Source organism: Soehngenia saccharolytica DSM 12858 (genome assembly GCF_059568515.1).
This window is the reverse complement of record NZ_JCANTN010000033.1, coordinates 1-20171: the sequence shown is the minus strand read 5'-3', so window position 1 is coordinate 20171 and position 20171 is coordinate 1. Positions and strand designations below refer to the sequence as shown.

At 35.9% G+C, this 20171-nt stretch carries 37 protein-coding genes; all 37 read left to right on the top strand.

Features of this window, described 5'->3' with window-relative positions; translation table 11 throughout:
- The coding region (locus tag BO51_RS08565; protein ID WP_496485834.1) for an EF-Tu C-terminal domain-related protein at window positions 1-629 on the top strand (629 nt) is incomplete at its 5' end.
- 319 nt (window positions 630-948) lie between these two features.
- A complete protein-coding gene (gene rpsJ, locus BO51_RS08560) occupies window positions 949-1260 on the top strand; it encodes a 30S ribosomal protein S10 (protein WP_135270086.1) in 312 nt (103 codons plus the stop codon).
- Window positions 1261-1310: 50 nt separating this feature from the next.
- Window positions 1311-1937 (top strand): 50S ribosomal protein L3, encoded by a 627-nt coding sequence (gene rplC, locus BO51_RS08555; RefSeq protein WP_496485832.1) that lies wholly within the window; start codon window positions 1311-1313, stop codon window positions 1935-1937.
- A gap of 24 nt (window positions 1938-1961) precedes the next feature.
- The gene (rplD, locus tag BO51_RS08550; RefSeq protein WP_496485830.1) at window positions 1962-2585 is read left to right on the top strand and encodes a 50S ribosomal protein L4; all 624 of its coding nucleotides are present in this window, start codon (window positions 1962-1964) and stop codon (window positions 2583-2585) included.
- Entirely contained in the window at window positions 2585-2875 is a 291-nt protein-coding gene (gene rplW, locus BO51_RS08545; protein ID WP_496485828.1) for a 50S ribosomal protein L23, read from the top strand. Before rplD ends, rplW begins: the two co-directional genes overlap by 1 nt.
- Window positions 2876-2902: 27 nt before the next feature.
- Entirely contained in the window at window positions 2903-3733 is an 831-nt protein-coding gene (rplB, locus tag BO51_RS08540; RefSeq protein WP_496485826.1) for a 50S ribosomal protein L2, read from the top strand.
- A gap of 24 nt (window positions 3734-3757) precedes the next feature.
- Window positions 3758-4045, top strand: coding sequence for a 30S ribosomal protein S19 (rpsS, locus tag BO51_RS08535; protein ID WP_496485824.1), 288 nt, complete (start codon window positions 3758-3760; stop codon window positions 4043-4045).
- Window positions 4046-4063: 18 nt separating this feature from the next.
- Window positions 4064-4399, top strand: a complete 336-nt coding sequence (rplV, locus tag BO51_RS08530; RefSeq protein WP_135270097.1) for a 50S ribosomal protein L22 — start codon at window positions 4064-4066, stop codon at window positions 4397-4399.
- A gap of 17 nt (window positions 4400-4416) precedes the next feature.
- On the top strand, window positions 4417-5091 hold the full coding sequence (gene rpsC, locus BO51_RS08525; protein WP_496485822.1) for a 30S ribosomal protein S3: 675 nt from the start codon (window positions 4417-4419) through the stop codon (window positions 5089-5091).
- Between the two features lie 29 nt (window positions 5092-5120).
- Window positions 5121-5564, top strand: a complete 444-nt coding sequence (gene rplP, locus BO51_RS08520; RefSeq protein WP_496485820.1) for a 50S ribosomal protein L16 — start codon at window positions 5121-5123, stop codon at window positions 5562-5564.
- Window positions 5554-5760 carry a 50S ribosomal protein L29 gene (rpmC, locus tag BO51_RS08515; RefSeq protein WP_463262455.1) on the top strand — a complete coding sequence of 69 codons (207 nt, stop codon included), beginning with the start codon at window positions 5554-5556 and terminating at the stop codon, window positions 5758-5760. The genes rplP and rpmC overlap by 11 nt, the downstream gene beginning before the upstream one ends.
- A gap of 7 nt (window positions 5761-5767) precedes the next feature.
- Window positions 5768-6022, top strand: coding sequence for a 30S ribosomal protein S17 (gene rpsQ / locus BO51_RS08510; RefSeq protein ID WP_496485818.1), 255 nt, complete (start codon window positions 5768-5770; stop codon window positions 6020-6022).
- A 27-nt stretch (window positions 6023-6049) separates the two neighbouring features.
- The gene (rplN, locus tag BO51_RS08505; protein ID WP_463261688.1) at window positions 6050-6418 is read left to right on the top strand and encodes a 50S ribosomal protein L14; all 369 of its coding nucleotides are present in this window, start codon (window positions 6050-6052) and stop codon (window positions 6416-6418) included.
- A gap of 15 nt (window positions 6419-6433) precedes the next feature.
- Complete coding sequence (rplX, locus tag BO51_RS08500) at window positions 6434-6748, top strand: 50S ribosomal protein L24 (protein WP_496485816.1); 315 nt, start codon at window positions 6434-6436, stop codon at window positions 6746-6748.
- 20 nt (window positions 6749-6768) lie between these two features.
- Window positions 6769-7311 carry a 50S ribosomal protein L5 gene (rplE, locus tag BO51_RS08495; RefSeq protein WP_496485814.1) on the top strand — a complete coding sequence of 181 codons (543 nt, stop codon included), beginning with the start codon at window positions 6769-6771 and terminating at the stop codon, window positions 7309-7311.
- Window positions 7312-7327: 16 nt separating this feature from the next.
- Window positions 7328-7513 (top strand): type Z 30S ribosomal protein S14, encoded by a 186-nt coding sequence (locus BO51_RS08490; RefSeq protein WP_135270111.1) that lies wholly within the window; start codon window positions 7328-7330, stop codon window positions 7511-7513.
- A 28-nt stretch (window positions 7514-7541) separates the two neighbouring features.
- Complete coding sequence (gene rpsH, locus BO51_RS08485; protein ID WP_496485812.1) at window positions 7542-7937, top strand: 30S ribosomal protein S8; 396 nt, start codon at window positions 7542-7544, stop codon at window positions 7935-7937.
- A 30-nt stretch (window positions 7938-7967) separates the two neighbouring features.
- Window positions 7968-8507, top strand: coding sequence for a 50S ribosomal protein L6 (gene rplF / locus BO51_RS08480; RefSeq protein WP_496485810.1), 540 nt, complete (start codon window positions 7968-7970; stop codon window positions 8505-8507).
- A 16-nt stretch (window positions 8508-8523) separates the two neighbouring features.
- Window positions 8524-8886, top strand: coding sequence for a 50S ribosomal protein L18 (rplR, locus tag BO51_RS08475; RefSeq protein ID WP_496485808.1), 363 nt, complete (start codon window positions 8524-8526; stop codon window positions 8884-8886).
- 17 nt (window positions 8887-8903) lie between these two features.
- Window positions 8904-9410: a 30S ribosomal protein S5 gene (rpsE, locus tag BO51_RS08470; protein ID WP_496485806.1), complete on the top strand. Its 507-nt coding sequence runs from the start codon at window positions 8904-8906 to the stop codon at window positions 9408-9410.
- Between the two features lie 10 nt (window positions 9411-9420).
- The gene (gene rpmD, locus BO51_RS08465; protein ID WP_496485804.1) at window positions 9421-9597 is read left to right on the top strand and encodes a 50S ribosomal protein L30; all 177 of its coding nucleotides are present in this window, start codon (window positions 9421-9423) and stop codon (window positions 9595-9597) included.
- Window positions 9598-9614: 17 nt separating this feature from the next.
- Window positions 9615-10064 carry a 50S ribosomal protein L15 gene (gene rplO, locus BO51_RS08460; RefSeq protein WP_496485802.1) on the top strand — a complete coding sequence of 150 codons (450 nt, stop codon included), beginning with the start codon at window positions 9615-9617 and terminating at the stop codon, window positions 10062-10064.
- A complete protein-coding gene (gene secY / locus BO51_RS08455) occupies window positions 10065-11339 on the top strand; it encodes a preprotein translocase subunit SecY (RefSeq protein ID WP_496485800.1) in 1275 nt (424 codons plus the stop codon).
- 19 nt (window positions 11340-11358) lie between these two features.
- Entirely contained in the window at window positions 11359-12003 is a 645-nt protein-coding gene (locus BO51_RS08450) for an adenylate kinase (protein ID WP_496485798.1), read from the top strand.
- A 16-nt stretch (window positions 12004-12019) separates the two neighbouring features.
- Window positions 12020-12301, top strand: a complete 282-nt coding sequence (locus tag BO51_RS08445; RefSeq protein ID WP_496485796.1) for a KOW domain-containing RNA-binding protein — start codon at window positions 12020-12022, stop codon at window positions 12299-12301.
- A 28-nt stretch (window positions 12302-12329) separates the two neighbouring features.
- The gene (gene infA, locus BO51_RS08440) at window positions 12330-12548 is read left to right on the top strand and encodes a translation initiation factor IF-1 (RefSeq protein WP_496485794.1); all 219 of its coding nucleotides are present in this window, start codon (window positions 12330-12332) and stop codon (window positions 12546-12548) included.
- A 15-nt stretch (window positions 12549-12563) separates the two neighbouring features.
- Window positions 12564-12677, top strand: coding sequence for a 50S ribosomal protein L36 (gene rpmJ / locus BO51_RS08435; RefSeq protein WP_010244353.1), 114 nt, complete (start codon window positions 12564-12566; stop codon window positions 12675-12677).
- 27 nt (window positions 12678-12704) lie between these two features.
- Window positions 12705-13067, top strand: a complete 363-nt coding sequence (rpsM, locus tag BO51_RS08430) for a 30S ribosomal protein S13 (RefSeq protein WP_496485792.1) — start codon at window positions 12705-12707, stop codon at window positions 13065-13067.
- A gap of 18 nt (window positions 13068-13085) precedes the next feature.
- On the top strand, window positions 13086-13484 hold the full coding sequence (gene rpsK, locus BO51_RS08425; protein WP_496485790.1) for a 30S ribosomal protein S11: 399 nt from the start codon (window positions 13086-13088) through the stop codon (window positions 13482-13484).
- Window positions 13485-13502: 18 nt separating this feature from the next.
- Entirely contained in the window at window positions 13503-14126 is a 624-nt protein-coding gene (gene rpsD, locus BO51_RS08420; protein WP_496485788.1) for a 30S ribosomal protein S4, read from the top strand.
- A 60-nt stretch (window positions 14127-14186) separates the two neighbouring features.
- Complete coding sequence (locus BO51_RS08415) at window positions 14187-15134, top strand: DNA-directed RNA polymerase subunit alpha (RefSeq protein WP_496485786.1); 948 nt, start codon at window positions 14187-14189, stop codon at window positions 15132-15134.
- A 25-nt stretch (window positions 15135-15159) separates the two neighbouring features.
- Window positions 15160-15501, top strand: a complete 342-nt coding sequence (gene rplQ / locus BO51_RS08410) for a 50S ribosomal protein L17 (protein ID WP_496485784.1) — start codon at window positions 15160-15162, stop codon at window positions 15499-15501.
- Between the two features lie 140 nt (window positions 15502-15641).
- Window positions 15642-16463 (top strand): energy-coupling factor transporter ATPase, encoded by an 822-nt coding sequence (locus BO51_RS08405; protein ID WP_496485836.1) that lies wholly within the window; start codon window positions 15642-15644, stop codon window positions 16461-16463.
- Window positions 16460-17323 (top strand): energy-coupling factor transporter ATPase, encoded by an 864-nt coding sequence (locus tag BO51_RS08400; protein ID WP_496485783.1) that lies wholly within the window; start codon window positions 16460-16462, stop codon window positions 17321-17323. The genes BO51_RS08405 and BO51_RS08400 overlap by 4 nt, the downstream gene beginning before the upstream one ends.
- Window positions 17316-18113, top strand: a complete 798-nt coding sequence (locus BO51_RS08395) for an energy-coupling factor transporter transmembrane component T family protein (RefSeq protein WP_496485781.1) — start codon at window positions 17316-17318, stop codon at window positions 18111-18113. Before BO51_RS08400 ends, BO51_RS08395 begins: the two co-directional genes overlap by 8 nt.
- Before the next feature lie 5 nt (window positions 18114-18118).
- A complete protein-coding gene (truA, locus tag BO51_RS08390; RefSeq protein WP_496485779.1) occupies window positions 18119-18865 on the top strand; it encodes a tRNA pseudouridine(38-40) synthase TruA in 747 nt (248 codons plus the stop codon).
- A gap of 139 nt (window positions 18866-19004) precedes the next feature.
- A complete protein-coding gene (locus tag BO51_RS08385; protein ID WP_496485777.1) occupies window positions 19005-19817 on the top strand; it encodes a flagellin N-terminal helical domain-containing protein in 813 nt (270 codons plus the stop codon).
- Window positions 19818-20171 lie beyond the last annotated feature (354 nt).

Sequence of the window (20171 nt, the reverse complement as noted above, 5' to 3'; positions counted from 1 at the left end):
ACAAGATAATAGAATTAATGGAAGCAGTAGACGAATACATTCCAGAACCACAAAGACAAATAGACAAACCATTCCTAATGCCAGTAGAAGACGTATTCTCAATCACAGGAAGAGGAACAGTAGCAACAGGAAGAGTAGAAAGAGGAACAATCAAAGTAGGAGAAAGCGTAGAGATAGTAGGACTAACAGAAGAATCAAGAACAGTAGTAGTAACAGGGCTAGAAATGTTCAAGAAACTACTAGACGAAGCACAAGCAGGAGACAACATAGGAGTACTATTAAGAGGAGTACAAAGGAACGAAATCGAAAGAGGACAAGTACTAGCAAAACCAAAGACAATAAAACCCCACAAGAAATTTGATGCAGAAGTATACGTATTAAGCAAAGAAGAAGGCGGAAGACACACACCATTCTTCAACGGATACAGACCACAATTTTTCTTTGGAACAACAGACGTAACAGGCAACATTCAATTGCAAGAAGGAGTAGAAATGGTAATGCCAGGAGACAACGCAAGATTTAGCATCGAGCTAATCACTCCAGTAGCAATGGAAGAAGGACAAAGATTCGCTATAAGAGAAGGCGGAAGGACAGTAGGAGCAGGAGTTGTAACTAAGGTTTACGAATAAAAATCACACTAAAAGAAGGAATATTCATTCCTTCTTTTAGTGCTGTCTATGAATAATTTTTTTTAACTAAAATTAAAAAAACACTTGTAGTACAGCTATTTTTAGTGTAAACTATAGTAGTGTCTAAAATTATGGCATTGCGATGAGGTAAGAGGTTGCTGCAGTTTGTGCAGGTAATTTTTACTGAGAATGTCCGGTTTGAAATCGGGCGACTTTAAGACTTCCCGATAATTAAAAAAAAGCCAGTAAACACCCGGCAAAGTTTATCGGAGTCTTAAGTCGCATGTCAAGTAAACATGCGATAGAAGGAGGGAAATCAATGGCAAACAATCAAAAAATTAGAATTAGGTTAAAAGCTTATGATCATGAACTTTTAGATTCTTCTGCTGCAAAAATTGTGGAGACAGCAAAGAGAACAGGAGCAACAGTGTCTGGGCCTATACCATTGCCTACTGAAAAGGAAATAGTTACTATCCTTAGGGCAGTGCACAAATACAAGGATTCCAGAGAACAATTTGAGCAAAGAACTCATAAAAGACTCATAGACATAATCAATCCTAATCAAAAGACAGTAGATTCGCTTATGAAGCTGAATTTGCCTGCAGGTGTAGACATTGAAATAAAACTATAGAAATTTATATGATTGCTTAGGCAATCCGCTATAAAAATGGAGGTGTAATGATGAAGAACATATTGGGAAGAAAAATTGGAATGACTCAAATTTTTCTTGAAAATGGAGATGTAGTTCCAGTAACTGTTATCGAAGCAGGTCCAGTATATGTAGTACAAAAAAAGACTAAAGAAAAAGAAGGCTACAATGCAATTCAAGTTGCATTTGGAGACGTTAAAGAAAGAAGAGTTATAAAGCCAATAAAAGGACACTTCGACAAAGCGAATGTAGCATATAAAAAGTATTTAAGAGAATTTAAAGTTGAGAATCCAGATGAATTTGAAATCGGTCAAGAGATCAAAGCAGATGTATTTTCTGTTGGAGATAAAGTAGATGTAACAGGAACTTCAAAAGGAAAAGGGACTCAAGGTGTCATTAAAAGACATGGATTTGGAAGAGGTAGAGAATCTCATGGTTCTAAATTCCACAGAATGCCAGGTGGTATGGCAGCAGGAACATATCCTGGAAGAGTATTCAAAGGCCATAGAATGATGGGCAGAATGGGGAATGAGAAAGTCACTGTACAAAACTTACAAGTAGTAAGAGTTGACGCAGATAAAAACTTACTTCTTATAAAAGGAGCAGTTCCAGGACCTAAAAAGGGTTTAGTTATTATCAAAGAAACAGTAAAGAAGTAATTTTTTTACGAAAGGAGGATTAAAATGCCTAAAGTTAATGTTTACAATATAAACGGAGAAGTAGTAGAAGAGATGGAACTTAGCGATGACATTTTCGGCATTGAGATAAATGAGCACGCTGTATATGAAGTAGTAAAAAATCAATTAGCAAATAAAAGACAAGGCACTCAATCTGCTAAGACTAGAGCAGAAGTAAGAGGCGGCGGAAGAAAACCTTGGAGACAAAAAGGAACAGGTAGAGCAAGACAAGGAAGCATTCGTTCACCACAATGGAAAGGTGGAGGAGTCGTTTTCGCGCCAAAACCAAGGGATTACAGCTATAGTGTGCCTAAGAAAGTAAAGAGATTAGCTTTAAAATCAGTATTGACTTCAAAAGTCGTTGAAAACGAAATGATTGTAGTCGATGATTTAAAGTTAAACGCACCTAAGACTAAAGAAATGATAAACATATTGAACAACTTAAAAGCTGATAAAAAAGCACTTATAGTAATTGATCAAAGAGATGAAAATGTAATTTTAGCAGCTAGAAACATACCAAATGTTCAAACTGCATACGTAAATACAATCAATGTTTATGACATATTAAAATACAATTCATTCATAATTACTAAAGAGGCTGTTAAAAAAGTGGAGGAGGTGTATGCATAATGCAAATTCCACACGATATAATCATAAAGCCAATAATAACTGAAAAAAGCATGGAAGATATGGAAGAAAGAAAATACACATTTGTTGTCGATAAACATGCTAATAAATCAGAAATCAAAAAGGCCGTAGAAAATATATTTGGAGTTAAAGTGGAAAAAGTAAACACTATGAATATGCTTGGGAAAGAGAAGAGACAAGGATATACAAAGGGAAGAAGACCAAGCTGGAAGAAAGCAATAGTGAAATTAGCTGAGGACTCTAAATCAATAGAATTCTTCGAAGGCATGTAATTGTAAAACTAAAAGGAGGGAAAACAAATGGGTATCAGGAAATTTAAACCTACTTCCCCTGCACTAAGACAGATGAGCGTGTCAACATTTGAAGAAATTACCAAGACTGAGCCTGAAAAGTCACTATTGGTTAGTTTAAATAGAAGCAGTGGGAGAAACGCCCAAGGGAGAATAACAATTCGACACAGAGGCGGCGGAGCTAAGAGAAAATATAGAATAATAGATTTTAAAAGAGATAAAGACGGTATTCCAGGTAAAGTAGCATCTATAGAATACGATCCAAACAGAACAGCCAACATAGCTCTTATAAATTATGCAGATGGAGAAAAGAGATACATCATCGCTCCAAATAACTTAAAAGTTGGAGATGTAATTTACTCAGGAGAAAATGCGGACATAAAAGTTGGAAATGCACTTAAATTAAAAGACATTCCAGTTGGAACTACAGTACACAACATTGAATTAAAACCTGGAAAAGGTGCACAATTAGCTAGATCAGCTGGAGCTGAAGCTCAATTGATGGGTAAAGAAGGAAAATATGCTCAATTGAGATTGCCATCAGGAGAATTCAGATTAGTTCCAATCGAATGCCGTGCAACAATAGGCCAAGTTGGAAATATTGACCATGAGATCGTAACGATCGGAAAAGCTGGTAGAAAAAGACATATGGGAATAAGACCTACAGTAAGAGGATCGGCAATGAACCCAGTAGATCACCCACATGGCGGTGGAGAAGGAAGAGCTCCTATAGGATTGCCATCACCAATGACACCATGGGGCAAACCAGCTTTAGGATATAAGACAAGAAAGAAAAATAAAAAATCCAACCAATATATAATAAGAAGAAGGACAAAATAGGAATTTGTGAAAGGAGGAAACGAAATGGGCAGATCCTTAAAGAAAGGACCTTTCATTGATGACCACCTACTAAAAAAAGTAGAGGAACTCAATAAAACAAACGAGAAAAAAGTAATTAAGACCTGGTCTCGCAGATCTACTATATATCCTCAATTAGTCGGACACACTATTGCTGTTCACGATGGGAGAAAGCATGTACCTGTATATATAACTGAAGATATGGTAGGACACAAGCTTGGAGAATTTGTATTGACAAGAACATTTAGAAGCCATGTTGATAAATCGGAAAAATCATCAGGTGTAAAAAAATAAAGTGAAGGAGGTATAATCATGGAAGCTAAAGCTGTAGCCAAATATGTTAGGATTTCACCACGAAAGGTCAATTTCATTTGTGCAGAAATCAGAGGCAAGCAAGTAGATGAAGCTCTTTCAATCTTAAAATTTACACCTAAAAGAGGTGCGAGAGAATTAGAAAAAGTGTTGAAATCTGCAATAGCAAATGCCGAAAACAATTTTAACATGAACAGAGATGACCTTTATGTGTATAAAGCATATGCGAATGATGGTCCAAGATTAAAAAGATACAGACCAAAAGCAAAAGGAATGGCATACCCTATATTAAAAAGGAGTAGTCACATCGGAGTCGTTATTAAAGAACGCGAGTAAAAGGAGGGGAATAGTTAATGGGTCAAAAAGTAAACCCACATGGTCTTAGGGTTGGCATTATAAAAGACTGGGATTCAAGATGGTATGCCAATGATAAGACATTTAATGAATATTTAGTAGAAGACTTTAAACTAAGAGAATATATTAAAAAAGAGCTTTACTTGTCTGGAGTATCTAGGATTGAGATTGAAAGAGCAGCAAACAAAATCAAAGTCACAATACACACTGCAAAACCTGGAATGGTAATAGGAAAAGGCGGAGCAGGAGTTGAAGAATTAAGACAAAACTTAGAGAAAATGACAAATAAGAGTGTAGCTATTAACATAGAAGAGATAAAAATACCAGAATTAGATGCTCAACTAGTAGCTGAGAACATAGCTTCTCAATTAGAAAGAAGAGTTACATTTAGAAGAGCCATGAAGCAAGCTATCCAAAGGACAATGAGAACAGGAGCATTAGGTATAAAGACTCAAGTATCAGGAAGACTTGGTGGAGCTGATATGGCTAGAACAGAAGGATATAGTGAAGGAACCATACCTCTTCAAACACTTAGAGCTGATATAGATTATGGATTTGCAGAAGCAAATACAACATATGGGAAAATCGGAGTAAAGGTTTGGATATACAAAGGAGAGGTTCTTCCTACCAAAAAGAATGAAAAAAAAGAAATAGTAGAAGCGACTGAAGAGTAAATACCGTCGTAGGAAGGAGGAAAGTAAACATGTTAATGCCTAAAAGAGTTAAACATCGTAAAGTGCAAAGAGGTAGAATGAAAGGTACAGCATCTAGAGGAAATAAAATAACATATGGAGAATTTGGACTTCAAGCTTTAGAACCAGCTTGGATTACATCCAATCAAATAGAAGCTGCCAGAAGAGCAATGACAAGATATGTAAAAAGAGGCGGAAACATTTGGATTAAGATATTCCCTGATAAACCAGTTACTGAAAAACCTGCTGAAACTCGTATGGGTTCAGGAAAAGGATCACCAGAATATTGGGTAGCAGTAGTTAAACCAGGAAGAATACTTTTCGAAATGGGTGGAGTATCAGAAGAAGACGCAAGAGAAGCAATGAGACTTGCTGCTCATAAGCTCCCAATTAAGACAAAGTTTGTAACACGTGAAGATACGCAAGATAAGGGTGGTGAAGCTAGTGAAAGCTAAAGAAATTCGCCAAATGTCGGATAAAGAATTAAATGCAAAATTATTAGATTTAAAATCCGAGCTATTCAATTTGAGGTTTCAAATGGCAACAGGCCAACTAGACAATCCAATGAGGATAAATTCGGTTAAAAAAGATATAGCTCGTGTAAAGACAATCGCACGTGAAAGAGAATTGTCCATAAGGAAGGAGGTTTAATCTCTAAATGGAAAGAGGAAATAGAAAAGTAAGAATAGGGACTGTAGTAAGCGACAAAATGGATAAAACTGTAGTCGTAGCTATAGAATCAATTGTTACTCATCCAGTTTATAAAAAACAAATAAGAAGAACCACAAAATTCAAAGCTCATGACGAAAACAATGAATGCAAAGTTGGAGATAAAGTACAAATAATGGAGACTAGACCACTCAGCAAGGACAAGAGATGGAGAGTCGTAGAAATCATAGAAAGAGCAAAATAAGTTATTAGGCGAAGGGAGGTATTTTGAATGATTCAAACCGAAACCCGTTTAAGAGTTGCCGACAATTCTGGAGCTAAAGAAGTTTTAGTAATCAGAGTTTTAGGAGGCAATAATCAAAAGTATGCAAATATCGGGGATGTAGTAGTTTGTACTGTCAAAAGTGCAACACCTGGTGGAGTTGTTAAGAAGGGCCAAGTAGTAAAGGCTGTTATCGTTAGAACTAAAAGAGGAGTAAGAAGATCTGACGGTTCATATATAAAATTTGATGACAATGCAGTAGTAATTATCAAAGACGACAAGAACCCAGTAGGAACTCGTATTTTTGGACCAGTAACAAGAGAATTGAGACGAGGAAATTATATGAAGATTATATCCTTGGCACCGGAAGTAATTTAAGAGGAGGTGTAGAGCGTGAACATTAAAAGTGGAGACACAGTATTAGTAATTTCAGGAAAAGACAAAGGCAAAACTGGAAAAGTAATGAGAGTTTTACCTAGAGAAAATAAAGTTATAGTTGAGGGTGTAAATATTGTCACAAGACATAAAAAACCTCAAGGCCCAACAAATCCAGGAGGCATTGTAAAATATGAAGCACCTATAAATGCTTCAAAAGTTATGTTCTACTGTTCAAAAGACAAAAAAGGCGTTAGAATAGGACATAAATTCAATGCTGATGGAACAAAAGTAAGAGTATGTAAAAAATGCGGAGAAGTTTTAGATAAATAACAGTGAGAGGAGGTAAATAAATGACTTCCAGATTAAAAACAAAGTACATGGAAGAAGTAGTTCCTGCCATGATGGAAAGGTTCAACTACAAAAACGTTATGGAAGTACCTAAATTAGAAAAGATTGTAATAAACATGGGAATAGGAGAAGCTAGAGAAAACCCTAAAGTTTTGGAAGCAGCAGTAAACGAATTAGCTTTAATCACAGGGCAAAGACCTGTTGTAACCAAAGCAAAGAAATCAATAGCTAACTTTAAGGTAAGAGAAGGCATGAATGTCGGCGCTAAGGTAACACTTAGAGGCGAAAGAATGTACGACTTTTTAGATAAATTCATGAATATAGCCCTACCTAGAGTAAGAGACTTTAGAGGCGTAAGCGACACATCTTTTGACGGAAGAGGAAACTATGCGATTGGTATAAAAGAGCAGCTTATATTCCCAGAAATAGAATACGATAAAGTAGAATCTATAAGAGGTATGGATATAATAATCGTAACAAGTGCCAAGACTGACGAAGAAGCAAAAGTGTTCTTGGAAAAGATGGGTATGCCTTTTAGAAAGTAAAAAGGAGGGAAATAATTTGGCTAAAAAATCGATGATTGCTAAACAACAAAGAAAACAAAAGTTTAGCACACGTGAATATAATAGATGCAAGATTTGTGGAAGACCTCATGCTTATTTGAGGAAATATGGTGTTTGCCGTATTTGCTTTAGAGAATTGGCATATAGCGGACAAATTCCAGGTGTTAAAAAAGCTAGTTGGTAAAACTAACGTTTGAAAGGAGGTAACAACTATGATGACAGATCCAATCGCAGATATGCTAACGAGAATCAGAAATGCAAACAATGCAAAGCACGATTCAGTTGATATACCAGCGTCAAAAATAAAGAAGGAAATCGCAAGGATTCTCTTAGATGAGGGATTCATAAAGGGATTTGATGTTATAGACGATGGGAAGCAAGGGATCATTAGAATAGATTTAAAATACGGTAAAAATGGTGAAAAAATCATCAGTGGCATAAAGAGAATTTCTAAGCCAGGACTTAAGGTATATGCAAAGAGCGAAGAACTACCTAGAGTCTTAGGTGGATTAGGAATAGCAATCGTATCTACATCAAAAGGAATAATGACAGATCGTCAAGCTAGAAAGGAAAATGTAGGCGGGGAAGTAATCTGCTACATTTGGTAATAAATATTTATTTGAATAGGAGGTGCACTCATGTCAAGAATTGGGTTGAAGCCTATCAATATACCAAGTGGAGTGGAAATAAAAATATCTGATAAGAACTTGGTAGAAGTAAAAGGCCCAAAAGGAACATTAACAGAACAAATTAGTCCAGATATGGAAATAAAAATAGATAATGGAGTATTGACTGTATCCAGACCATCTGATTTAAAGAGACATAAATCACTACATGGACTTTCAAGAACTTTGATAGCAAACATGATTACAGGAGTTACAGAAGGATTTGAGAAGAGTTTGGATATTGTAGGAACAGGTTATCGAGCTGCAAAACAAGGAAACAAATTAGTTCTTACTCTAGGATATTCTCATCCAGTTGAATTAACTGATCCAGAAGGAATATCTGTAGAAGTACCAGCTCCAAATAAAATCATAGTAAGAGGAATTGACAAACAAAAGGTTGGTAACTATGCAGCAAAAATTAGAGAATTAAGAAGCCCAGAACCATACAAAGGCAAGGGTATTAAATACTCAAATGAAGTTGTCAGACGTAAGGTCGGCAAAACTGGTAAGTAGAAAGGAGTGAACAAATTTGCTAAAGAAAATAGATAAAAACGAAAAAAGAAAAGTTAGACATACTAGAGTAAGGCAAAAAATAAAAGGCACTCCTGTGAAGCCAAGATTAAATGTATATAGAAGCACAAATCATATATATGCTCAAATCATAGATGATGTAAATGGACACACTTTAGCACAAGCTTCTACACTAGAAAAAGATTTAAATTTAAGTTCAACAAAGAACAAAGAAGCTGCAAAAGTTATTGGTCAAACAATTGCTAAGAGAGCAATGGAAAAAGGCATAACAGAAGTTGTCTTTGATAGAAGCGGATATATTTATCATGGGAGAGTAAAAGAGCTTGCTGACGGAGCAAGAGAAGCAGGCCTTAAGTTCTAATAGAAGGAGGGGAATTAATGGAACGTTCATATATAGATGCAAGCGAATTAGATTTACAAGAAAGAGTTGTTAGCATAAACCGTGTTACGAAAGTTGTAAAAGGCGGTAGAAACTTTAGATTTAGTGCACTTGTAGTAGTAGGAGATGGAAATGGCCATGTAGGAGTAGGAATGGCTAAAGCTTTGGAAGTACCTGAAGCTATCAGAAAAGCTGTACAAGATGCTAAAAAACATATCATTGAAGTACCTCTAGTTGGAACAACAATACCTCATGAAATAACTGGAGTATTTGGAGCAGGAAGAGTACTTCTAAAACCATCTAAAGAAGGTACAGGAGTTATTGCAGGGGGAGCAGTTCGTGCAGTATGCGAATTAGCTGGAATAAAAGACATAAGGACAAAATCCCTTGGAACAAATAACCCTAGAAATGTAGTCAATGCTACAATGGAAGCTCTAAGCTCATTAAAAAGAGCTGAAGATGTTGCAAGATCAAGAGGGAAAACAGTAGAAGAATTATTCAGTTAGGGGGAGAAAAATGGCTACAATTAAAATTAAGCTTATTAAGAGTCCCGTTGGGAAGCCTGAAAGCCAAAGAAAAGTTGTAGAAGCACTTGGATTCAGGAAAGTTAACCAAATTATTGAAAAAAATGATACCCCTCAAATCAGAGGTATGATTAATAAAATAAACTACATGGTTGAAATAATAGACTAGTAAAGGAGGTGTGCTAATTGAAGCTAAACAACATTAGACCAAATGCTGGAGGAGGCTCCGTAGAAAAGAAGAGATTAGGTAGAGGAATAGGTTCAGGCCACGGCAAAACTTCCGGAAAAGGTCATAAAGGGCAAAATGCTAGATCGGGAGGTGGAGTTAGACCAGGTTTTGAAGGTGGGCAAATGCCACTATTCAGAAGAACTCCAAAGAGAGGATTTACAAATATTTTTGCCAAAGAATATGCTATAGTTAATCTATCGGATTTAAATAGATTTGAAGAAAACACCGTCGTTACTCCAGAAGCTCTATTAGAAGCGGGAATTGTTAAATTGAATAAAGACAAAGTAGGAATAAAAGTTCTCGGCGACGGAGAATTGAATGTAAAGCTTACGGTTAAAGCTCATAAATTTAGCAAATCTGCTGCTGAGAAAATCGAAGCTTGCGGAGGAAAGGTAGAGGTGATTTAGATGCTTACTACCTTAAGAGATGCATGGAAGATACCTGAACTCAGAAAGAAAATGATATTTACCATGTTGATGCTAGGAGTTGTAAGATTAGGTGCAGCAATACCAGTTCCTTATATGAACAAAGAGATAATAAGATCTATATTTAACTCTAATCAAGGAAGCATCTTACAATTTTTAGACATGATGGCAGGTGGAACATTTAGTAATTTTAGTATATTCGCAGCAAATATATATCCATATATCACAGCATCTATCATAATTCAACTTCTTACAATTGCAATACCTAGATTAGAGGAATTAGCCAAAGAAGGCGAAGAAGGTAGAAAGAAGATAAACAGAATTACTAGATACAGTTCAGTATTACTTGCAATCATCACTGCATCTGGCTATACATTTGGTCTGTTCAGATCCGCATTGGAAACAACAAATGCAATGCAAACCGTAATAGTTATACTTTCTATGGTTGCAGGAACTTCATTCTTGATGTGGATTGGTGAGTTGATCACAGAAAAAGGAATTGGAAATGGTATTTCACTTTTAATTTTCATAGGCATAATCGCAAAGTTGCCATCTGATTTCATATCGAAGTTCAGATTAGTGCAAGCAGGACAAGTTAGCATTATATCGATAATAATATATTTAATCATTATGTTATTGACAGTTGCATTTGTAGTCGCTCTTCAAGAGGGTGAAAGAAAAATACCAGTACAATATGCAAAAAGAGTAGTAGGAAGAAAAATGTATGGTGGGCAAAACACTCACATACCAATCAAGGTATTGATGGCAGGAGTAATTCCAGTAATATTTGCATCGTCATTGCTATCATTGCCACAAACAATTTCACTGTTCTGGAAAGGTGGAGTTTCTAGTTGGATAACTAAATACTTTACACCACAAGGCACAGTTGGATTGATAGTATATTTGATATTAAACATCATTTTGATCATATTCTTTACTTACTTCTACACAGCTATTCAATTCAATACTGTTGAATACTCAAAGAATTTACAACAACACGGTGGGTTTATCCCTGGGATAAGACCTGGAAAACCAACATCAGATTACTTGCAAAAAGTTGTAAATAGGATTACATTTGTAGGAGGAGTATCATTAGCAATACTTGCATCACTACCAATTCTAATATCAAGGATAATGGGAATGCAGGTAAACTTTAGTGGAACGGCAGTAATTATCGTCGTAGGTGTAGTTCTTGAAACTGTAAAACAAATCGAATCTCAAATGTTAATGAGACACTACAAAGGTTTCTTAAAATAATTAATTAGGAGATGATGAAATGAGGCTAATATTGTTGGGGCCGCCAGGAGCTGGAAAAGGAACACAGGCATCGGCGATTGTTAAAAGATACAATATCCCCCACATATCAACTGGAGATATATTTAGAATGAACATAAAGGAAAACACACCACTTGGGAAAGAGGTAAAATCTTATTTAGACGCTGGCCTACTTGTCCCAGATAAACTAGTAGTAGACATCGTTAGGGATAGAATTAGAAGAAGCGATTGTAAAAATGGCTTCTTATTAGATGGCTATCCACGAACCATAAACCAAGCTGAGGTTTTAAATCAAGAATTAGCTGAAATGGGGACTAAACTTGATGCTGCGATAAATATATTTCTAGATACACAGCTTCTAATCGAAAGAGCAGTTGGAAGGAGACTCTGTAAGAATTGCGGCGCTACTTACCACATAAAGTTTCATCCTCCTAAACAAGATGGAATATGCGACATATGTGGCGGAGAACTATATCAAAGAGATGATGATAAAGAGGAAACAGTTAAAAAGAGAATTGAAGTCTATTTGACACAAACAAAGCCTCTGATCGAATACTATAAAGATAAAGACCTTCTCGTTAACATTGATGGAGCACAATCTATTGAGGATACATTTAAGGAAATAATAAACGCTTTGGAAAAATAAAGAGGTGAAAACTATAATGGATTCCACTGATGACTTATCCATCGGGCAGGTGGTTAAGTCAAGAGCTGGGCGAGATAAAGGAAGAATCTTCGTTGTCTTAGAAATAGTAGACAAAGAATACGTATATGTCGTAGACGGAGATTTAAGAAAATTAGATAACCCAAAAAAGAAGAAAGTAAAGCACTTAGTTGTCTATAATACAGTATTACAAGAATTCAAAGAAAAGATTGAAAATAATATTAAAATAAATAATTCATATGTAAGAAAAATCTTAGAACCTTTCAATAAGAGTTTCTAAATATATAGAACAGGAGGTTCGAAATCCAATGGCTAAAAAAGATGTTATAGAAGTAGAAGGCACAGTAGTAGATGCACTTCCAAATGCCATTTTTAAAGTAAGACTAGAGAACGGACACGAGATTTTAGCCCATATCTCTGGGAAATTAAGAATGAACTACATTAGAATTCTTCCTGGAGATAAAGTTACCGTAGAGTTATCACCATACGACTTAACTAGGGGCAGGATTACTTGGAGAAACAAGTAGCATAGGAGGGATAATATGAAAGTAAGACCATCCGTTAAAAAGATGTGCGAAAAATGTAAAATCATAAAAAGAAATGGGAAAGTAATGGTTATTTGTGAAAACCCAAAACACAAACAAAGACAAGGTTAATATTTAAATAGGAGGTGTACCAAATTTATGGCCAGAATTGCAGGCGTAGACTTACCAAGAGATAAAAGGGTAGAGATCGGTTTAACATATATTTATGGTATCGGCAGACCAAGAGCCAATGAAATTCTTAAAAAAGCAGGAGTCAATCCAGATACTAGAGTAAAGGACTTGACAGAAGCTGAAATCTCAAACTTAAGAGCAGTAATAGACACTTATAGAGTAGAAGGCGACTTGAGAAGAGAAGTAGCTATGAACATCAAGAGGTTGAAAGACATTAACTGCTACAGAGGAATAAGACACAAAAGAGGGCTTCCAGTAAGAGGTCAAAGAACAAAGACAAATGCAAGGACTAGAAAAGGTCCTAAGAAACTAGCTACTAAGAACAAGTAGGAAAAGGAGGGAAGCAAGTTGGCACCAAAAAAAGGTAAAACCACACGTGTAAAAAGAAGAGAACGTAAAAATATAGAAAGAGGACAAGCTCATATATCCTCAACTTTTAATAATACAATGGTAACTTTGACAGATATGCAAGGAAATGTAATTTCTTGGGCTTCAGCTGGCCAATTGGGCTTTAGAGGTTCAAGAAAATCAACTCCATTTGCTGCACAAGAAGCAGCCGAAGAAGCTGCTAAAAAAGCAATGGAACACGGATTAAAGACAGTAGAAGTATATGTAAAGGGACCTGGCTCAGGTAGAGAAGCAGCTATAAGATCACTTCAAGCTTCAGGACTTGAAGTAAGCTTAATCAAAGACGTAACTCCAATTCCTCACAATGGCTGCAGGCCACCTAAGAGAAGAAGAGTATAACAGGAGGTGTACAAATAGATGTCAAGATATACAGGACCAAGCTGCAGACTTTGCCGAAGAGAAGGTACAAAGCTGTATTTAAAAGGCGACAGATGCTACAGCGACAAATGTGCTTTAAATAAAAGAAACTTTGCACCAGGACAACACGGACAAAGTAGAAAGAAATCAACTGAATATGGTATGCAGCTTAGAGAAAAACAAAAAGTACGTAGATTTTATGGTTTAACTGAATCACAAATGAGAATGTACTTTGACAAAGCAGATAAGATGAAGGGAATAACTGGAGAGAACTTACTAAGATTATTAGAGTTAAGACTAGACAATGTCGTATATAGAATGGGTTTTGCTTCATCAAGAGCAGAGGCAAGACAACTAGTAACACATGGTCATTTCCTTTTAAACGGAAGAAAAGCAGATATTCCATCACTTATAACAAATGTCGGAGACACAATTGAAGTAAAAGAAAGAAGCAAATCAAGTGATAAATTCAAAGCTTTAATGGAAAATAGAGCTGGGAATACTGTTCCATGGGTAGATGTAGATGCTGAAAAAATGAGAGGTACTATTGTAGCTCAACCTTCAAGAGAAGACATAGATCTTCCTGTAGAAGAACACTTAATCGTTGAGTTGTATTCAAAATAATAAATGCAAAACTAGTTGCCCTCGTCCATATAAAAACTTTTTCAAGGAGGGTTATTGTTTATGATAGAAATCGAAAGGCCAAAGATAGAAGTAGAAGAATTATCTGAAGATGGAACATATGGCAAATTTGTAGTTGAACCGCTAGAGAGGGGATATGGCACTACATTGGGAAATTCTTTAAGAAGAGTACTTCTATCCTCACTACCAGGCGCAGCAATATCAACAATAAAAATTCAAGGTGTGATGCACGAATTTTCAACTGTTCCAGGAGTGGTTGAAGATGTACCTGAAATCATCCTTAACATCAAAGACATTGCTGCAATAATGTATGCTGATGAACCTGTAACTCTGATAATAGATGAAGAAGGGCCAAAGGAAGTTAAGGCAGGAGACATAAAGACAGGAGCAGATGTTGAGATAGTAAATAAAGATTTGCACATTGCAACAATTAGCGAAGGCGCAAAACTTTATATGGAAATGGAGCTCATCAAAGGAAGAGGCTATTATTTAGCCGATAAAAACAAAAAAGAAGGGCAAGCTGTTGGAGTTATTCCAGTAGATTCACTTTTCACACCAGTTAATAAAGTCAACTTTCATGTTGGAAATACAAGAGTCGGACAAATAACAGACTATGATAAATTAGAACTTGAAGTTTGGACTAACGGAACTATGAGTGCAGATGAAGCAACCTCATTAGGAGCAAAGATACTCATGGAACACTTAAACCTTTTCGTAGGTCTAACTGATAGAGTAAATGATGTAGAGATAATGGTTGAAAAAGAAGAAGAACCAAAAGGCAAGGCATTGGAAATGACCGTCGAAGAACTAGATTTATCGGTTAGAAGCTACAACTGCTTGAAGAGAGCCGGCATTAACACAGTAGAAGAGTTGACTCAAAAAACAGAAGAAGACATGATGAAAGTAAGAAATTTAGGAAAGAAATCTCTAGAAGAAGTACAGAAAAAACTTGCCGAATTAGGACTTAGTCTAAAGAAAAGCGAGGAGTAATTTTTACAAGCAAGGAGGGAATGAAATGACAACATTAAGAAAACTTGGCAGACCATCTGATCATAGAAATGCTATGCTTAGAAATCAAGTTACATCTTTGCTCCGAGAAGGAAAGATTGAAACTACTGTAACAAGAGCAAGAGAAACTAAGAGGATGACTGACCAAATGATAACCTTGGCTAAAAGAGGAGATCTACACGCAAGAAGACAAGCCTTGGCATATATATACGATGAAGAAGTAGTAAAAAAATTGTTTGATGAAATCGGCCCAAAATACAAAGACAGAAACGGTGGATACACTAGAGTACTAAGAGTAGGACCACGAAGAGGAGACGGAGCTGAAATCGCAATACTAGAATTAGTATAATGGGAGGGGGATTAAGTTAAAGCTTAGTCCCTTTGTGCTATTTATCTCAATTAAACAACAATTGCAATCAAATCATCAATATGTTATATTAAGTTGAGAATACATTAAGTTCAGAGGAGACTCTAATGAAAAACGATATTATGATAAATATAGAAAATGTGAGCTATGAATATAAATCTTATGTTGACGATACCATACAACTTGCAGTTAAAGACTTAAGCCTTGAAATAAAAAGAGGAGAATTTCTAGCCATATTAGGACATAACGGCTCAGGAAAATCAACCTTGGCTAAGATGATGAATGGAATGATACTTCCAACAAGAGGAGAAGTATATGTAAATGGTATAAATACGAGAGATGAAGATAAAATTTGGGATATTAGAAGCAAAGCTGGCATGGTGTTCCAAAATCCAGACAATCAAATAGTTGCGACTATCGTGGAAGAAGATGTCGCCTTTGGACCAGAAAATTTAGGAATACCTCCAAAAGAAATAAGAAAGAGAGTAGATGACTCTCTTGAAGCAGTAGGCATGAGCGAATATAAAAAACATGCTCCACATCTTTTATCAGGAGGACAAAAGCAGAGAGTGGCTATAGCGGGAATCTTGGCTATGGAACCAGACTGCATCATATTTGACGAACCAACTGCAATGCTCGATCCTTCCGGCAGAAAAGAAGTCATGGAGACAATTACAAAATTAAACAAAGAAAAAAACAAGACCATTGTGTTGATAACTCACTTTATGGACGAAGCAGTATTAGCAGATAGAGTAATGGTATTGAACGAGGGCGAAAATGTTTTAATGGGAACACCTAGAGAAATATTCAGCCAAGTAGAAAAACTCAAAGAACTCGGACTTGATGTTCCGCAAGTTACTGAACTCGCATATGAGCTTAGAAAAGAGGGTTTTGACATAAGAAAAGATTGCATTACAATCGAGGAGCTGGTGGAATCGCTATGATTATAGAAATAGAAAATTTAGACTTTATATACAATCCAGGTACACCATTTGAAAAGAAAGCGTTAGACGATATTTCAATTTCAATAGAAGAAGGCGATTTTGTAGGCTTAATTGGACACACTGGCTCTGGGAAATCGACACTTGTTCAGCATTTAAACGGACTTATTAAACCCACAAATGGTAAAATATTAATCGATGGTGTTGATATCACAAATCCAGAAACCAAGATGAGAGAGATAAGAAAAAAAGTAGGCTTAGTTTTTCAATACCCTGAACACCAGCTCTTTGAAGAAACTATTTATAAAGACATTGCATTCGGTCCAAAGAATTTAGGCTTAACTGAAGAAGAAGTAGAAATAAGAGTTAAGGAAGCGATGGAATTAGTTGGGCTGGATTATGAAACTTTAAAAGACAGATCCCCCTTTGAAATCTCAGGTGGGCAGAAAAGAAGAGTTGCAATAGCAGGCGTCGTTGCTATGAAACCAAAAGTATTGATTTTAGACGAGCCCACAGCAGGCTTAGACCCTAAAGGCAGAGATGACATATTAGATGAAATAAAGAAACTATATGAAAGAGAAAATATAACGATCATTCTCGTCTCACACAGCATGGAAGACATTGCAAGACTTGCCAATACAATACTTGTGATGCACAAGGGAAAAGTGATTATGCATGATAAGACCAGAGAGATATTTAAGTCGGCAGATCTCTTAGAAGACATTGGCTTAGACATACCTCAAGTGACAAAATTCATGAAAGAGTTTAAAAATAGAGGCCATGATGTGAGAGAAGATTGTTTGACTATAGAAGAAGCTAAAGAAGAGTTGATCAAATATTTGAGAGGTACTAAAAATGCTTAAAGATATAACAATTGGACAATACTTTCCCGGAGATACATTAATTCACAAATTAGACCCAAGAGTAAAGATACTCACATCTATACTTTTCATAGTCGCATTGTTTTTTGTGAAAGATTTCTATCCCTATATATTTATTTTCTTATTCATAGTAGCTGTAGTAAAGACAGCTAAATTGCCAGTAAAATTCATATTAAAGGGATTAAAGCCTCTCATGTTTATCATTATAATAACATTTGTTATAAATCTATTGTTTACAAAAGGAGAAGTTTTATTTAGCCTTGGACCAATATCAATCACTAAAGAAGGTATAAATCAATCTGTATTCATGGCGTTGCGCCTTATCCTATTGATAGTAGGCACATCACTACTCACATTGACAACATCTCCAATAGCGTTAACTGATGGAATTGAAAGCCTCTTATCGCCATTTAGAAAGATAGGCCTTCCATCACATGAGCTAGCTATGATGATGACAATTGCGCTTAGATTTATACCAACGCTTTTGGAAGAAACAGACAAAATAATGAAAGCGCAAATGGCAAGAGGCGCAGACTTCGAAAGTGGTAATATTTTAAACAGAGCAAAAAGCCTAGTTCCCCTTTTAGTTCCATTATTCATAAATGCGTTTAGAAGAGCCGATGAGCTTGCAACTGCAATGGAAGCAAGATGCTACAGAGGCGGAGAAGGCAGAACGAGATTAAATGAGCTCAAGTTTGATAGAAAAGATACTACAGTATTCTTATCCATGGTTTTATTTTTTGGATTTATTATGTCTACAAGGTATTGGTGAAGAAAATGAAAAATATAATGCTAACTTTAGAATACGATGGAACAAATTACTCGGGTTGGCAAATACAAGAAAATGCGAATTCGATTCAAGCGGAGGTAGAAAGAGCAATATATAGGCTTACAAAAAAAGAGGTCGCCTTAATAGGAGCAGGAAGAACTGACGCCAAAGTTCATGCTCTTGGACAGGTGGCTAATTTTTTTATAGACACATCCATTCCAGGAGAAACGTTTAAATATGCATTAAATGAGTATTTGCCTGAAGACATAAAAGCAGTTTACTCAAAGGAAGTTCCTGAAGATTTTCACGCGCGTTTTAGCGCTATAAAAAAAAGATATAGATATAAGATTTATCTAAGCGATGTTGAAAGACCGCTTTTGAGAAATTATGCCTATCAAGTAGATAGAAATTTGGACATAAATATGATGAAAGAGGCAGCTAAGTATTTAATCGGCACACACAATTTTACAAGCTTTGAGGGTAGAAGAAGCTTCACAAAATCAAAAGTAAGGACTATTCACTCAATAGAGATACATAAAAAAGACGAGTTTATCGATATAGTAGTAGAAGGGGATAGTTTCTTGCGAAACATGGTGAGGATAATCACAGGTACGCTAGTTGAAGTAGGAATTGAAAAGAAAAGACCAGCAGAAATAAAACTGATATTAGAAGCACAGGACAGAAGGCTTTCAGGGCATACTGCCCCACCACAAGGGCTTTATTTAGAAAAAGTTTTTTATGACATATTTAAGTAAAAAAATTTTATAATTGCTATTAAATAAATCAGTCTTTCTCCGATACTATAATCAAGAAGGAAAACTTCTTTGGTCGAGATGATCATAGGCCAAAATAAATGAACACGGAAGTTCATAAAAAATTCAAGGAGGAAGAAAAATGAGAATTAATCAAAACATTTCAGCAATGAACACTTATTCAAGACTAACAGCAGCAAACAATGCAAAGAGCAGCTCTTTAGCAAAATTATCATCAGGCTTAAGAATCAACAAAGCAGGAGATGATGCAGCAGGACTAACGATTTCAGAAAAGATGAGAGGGCAAATCGGAGGACTTAACCAAGCAGTAAGAAATGCACAAGACGGTATATCACTAATTCAAACGGCTGAAGGCGCTTTAAATGAAACTCACTCAATCTTAAACAGAATGAGAGACTTAGCAGTACAATCAGCCAATGACACTAATACAGATGATGACAGATCAGCTATACAACAGGAAGTAAATGAATTAGTTAGTGAATTAGATAGAATAGCAGATACAACACAATTTAACACTCAAGCTTTATTAGATGGGACATTCTCAGGAAAGATCATCCATATTGGAGCTAATAGTGGAGAAGCATTGACTGTAACTATATCAAGTATGAAAGCAGGGGATCTATCAGTTAGCGGTCTTAGCGTTTCAGGACAAGCCAGTGCTAATGCAGCAATAACAACTATAGATGATGCAATAAAAACAGTATCACAAGAAAGATCTAAATTAGGAGCATATCAAAACAGACTTGAGCACACAATAAACAACTTAACTACAACATCAGAAAACTTGACAGCTGCTGAATCACGTATTAGAGATGTAGACATGGCTGAAGAAATGATGAAATTTACTAAGAACAACATCCTAAGCCAAGCTGCAACATCTATGCTTGCACAAGCAAATCAAATGCCACAACAAGTGCTTCAATTATTACAATAGTTTTTAAGAAACAATTTAAATTAGTTAAAATAAGCGATCAAATTGGTCGCTTATTTTTTGTGATTTGCTGTCAATAACCTGTGAAAATGTCACCTAAAAAATCATGATTTTATTCTATGAAAATGTCACCTTCGAGATATAATTTTGCTTTTTAAGTAACGAGTTAGAAATAACGACAAGAGAAAAATCATGAAAGTAAGATAAGATGGAAAAGTGAGTTTTTTCGCTAAGTTATAGTTAAGGCCGGGTGGGTGATAAAATTAGGGTAAAGCCTATGGAGCCACCCACCGGCATAAACAAAAGCGTGTTTGTAAGGTCGGCAGTCAAGTAGCTTTCGCGGCATAAGTAGCAAGG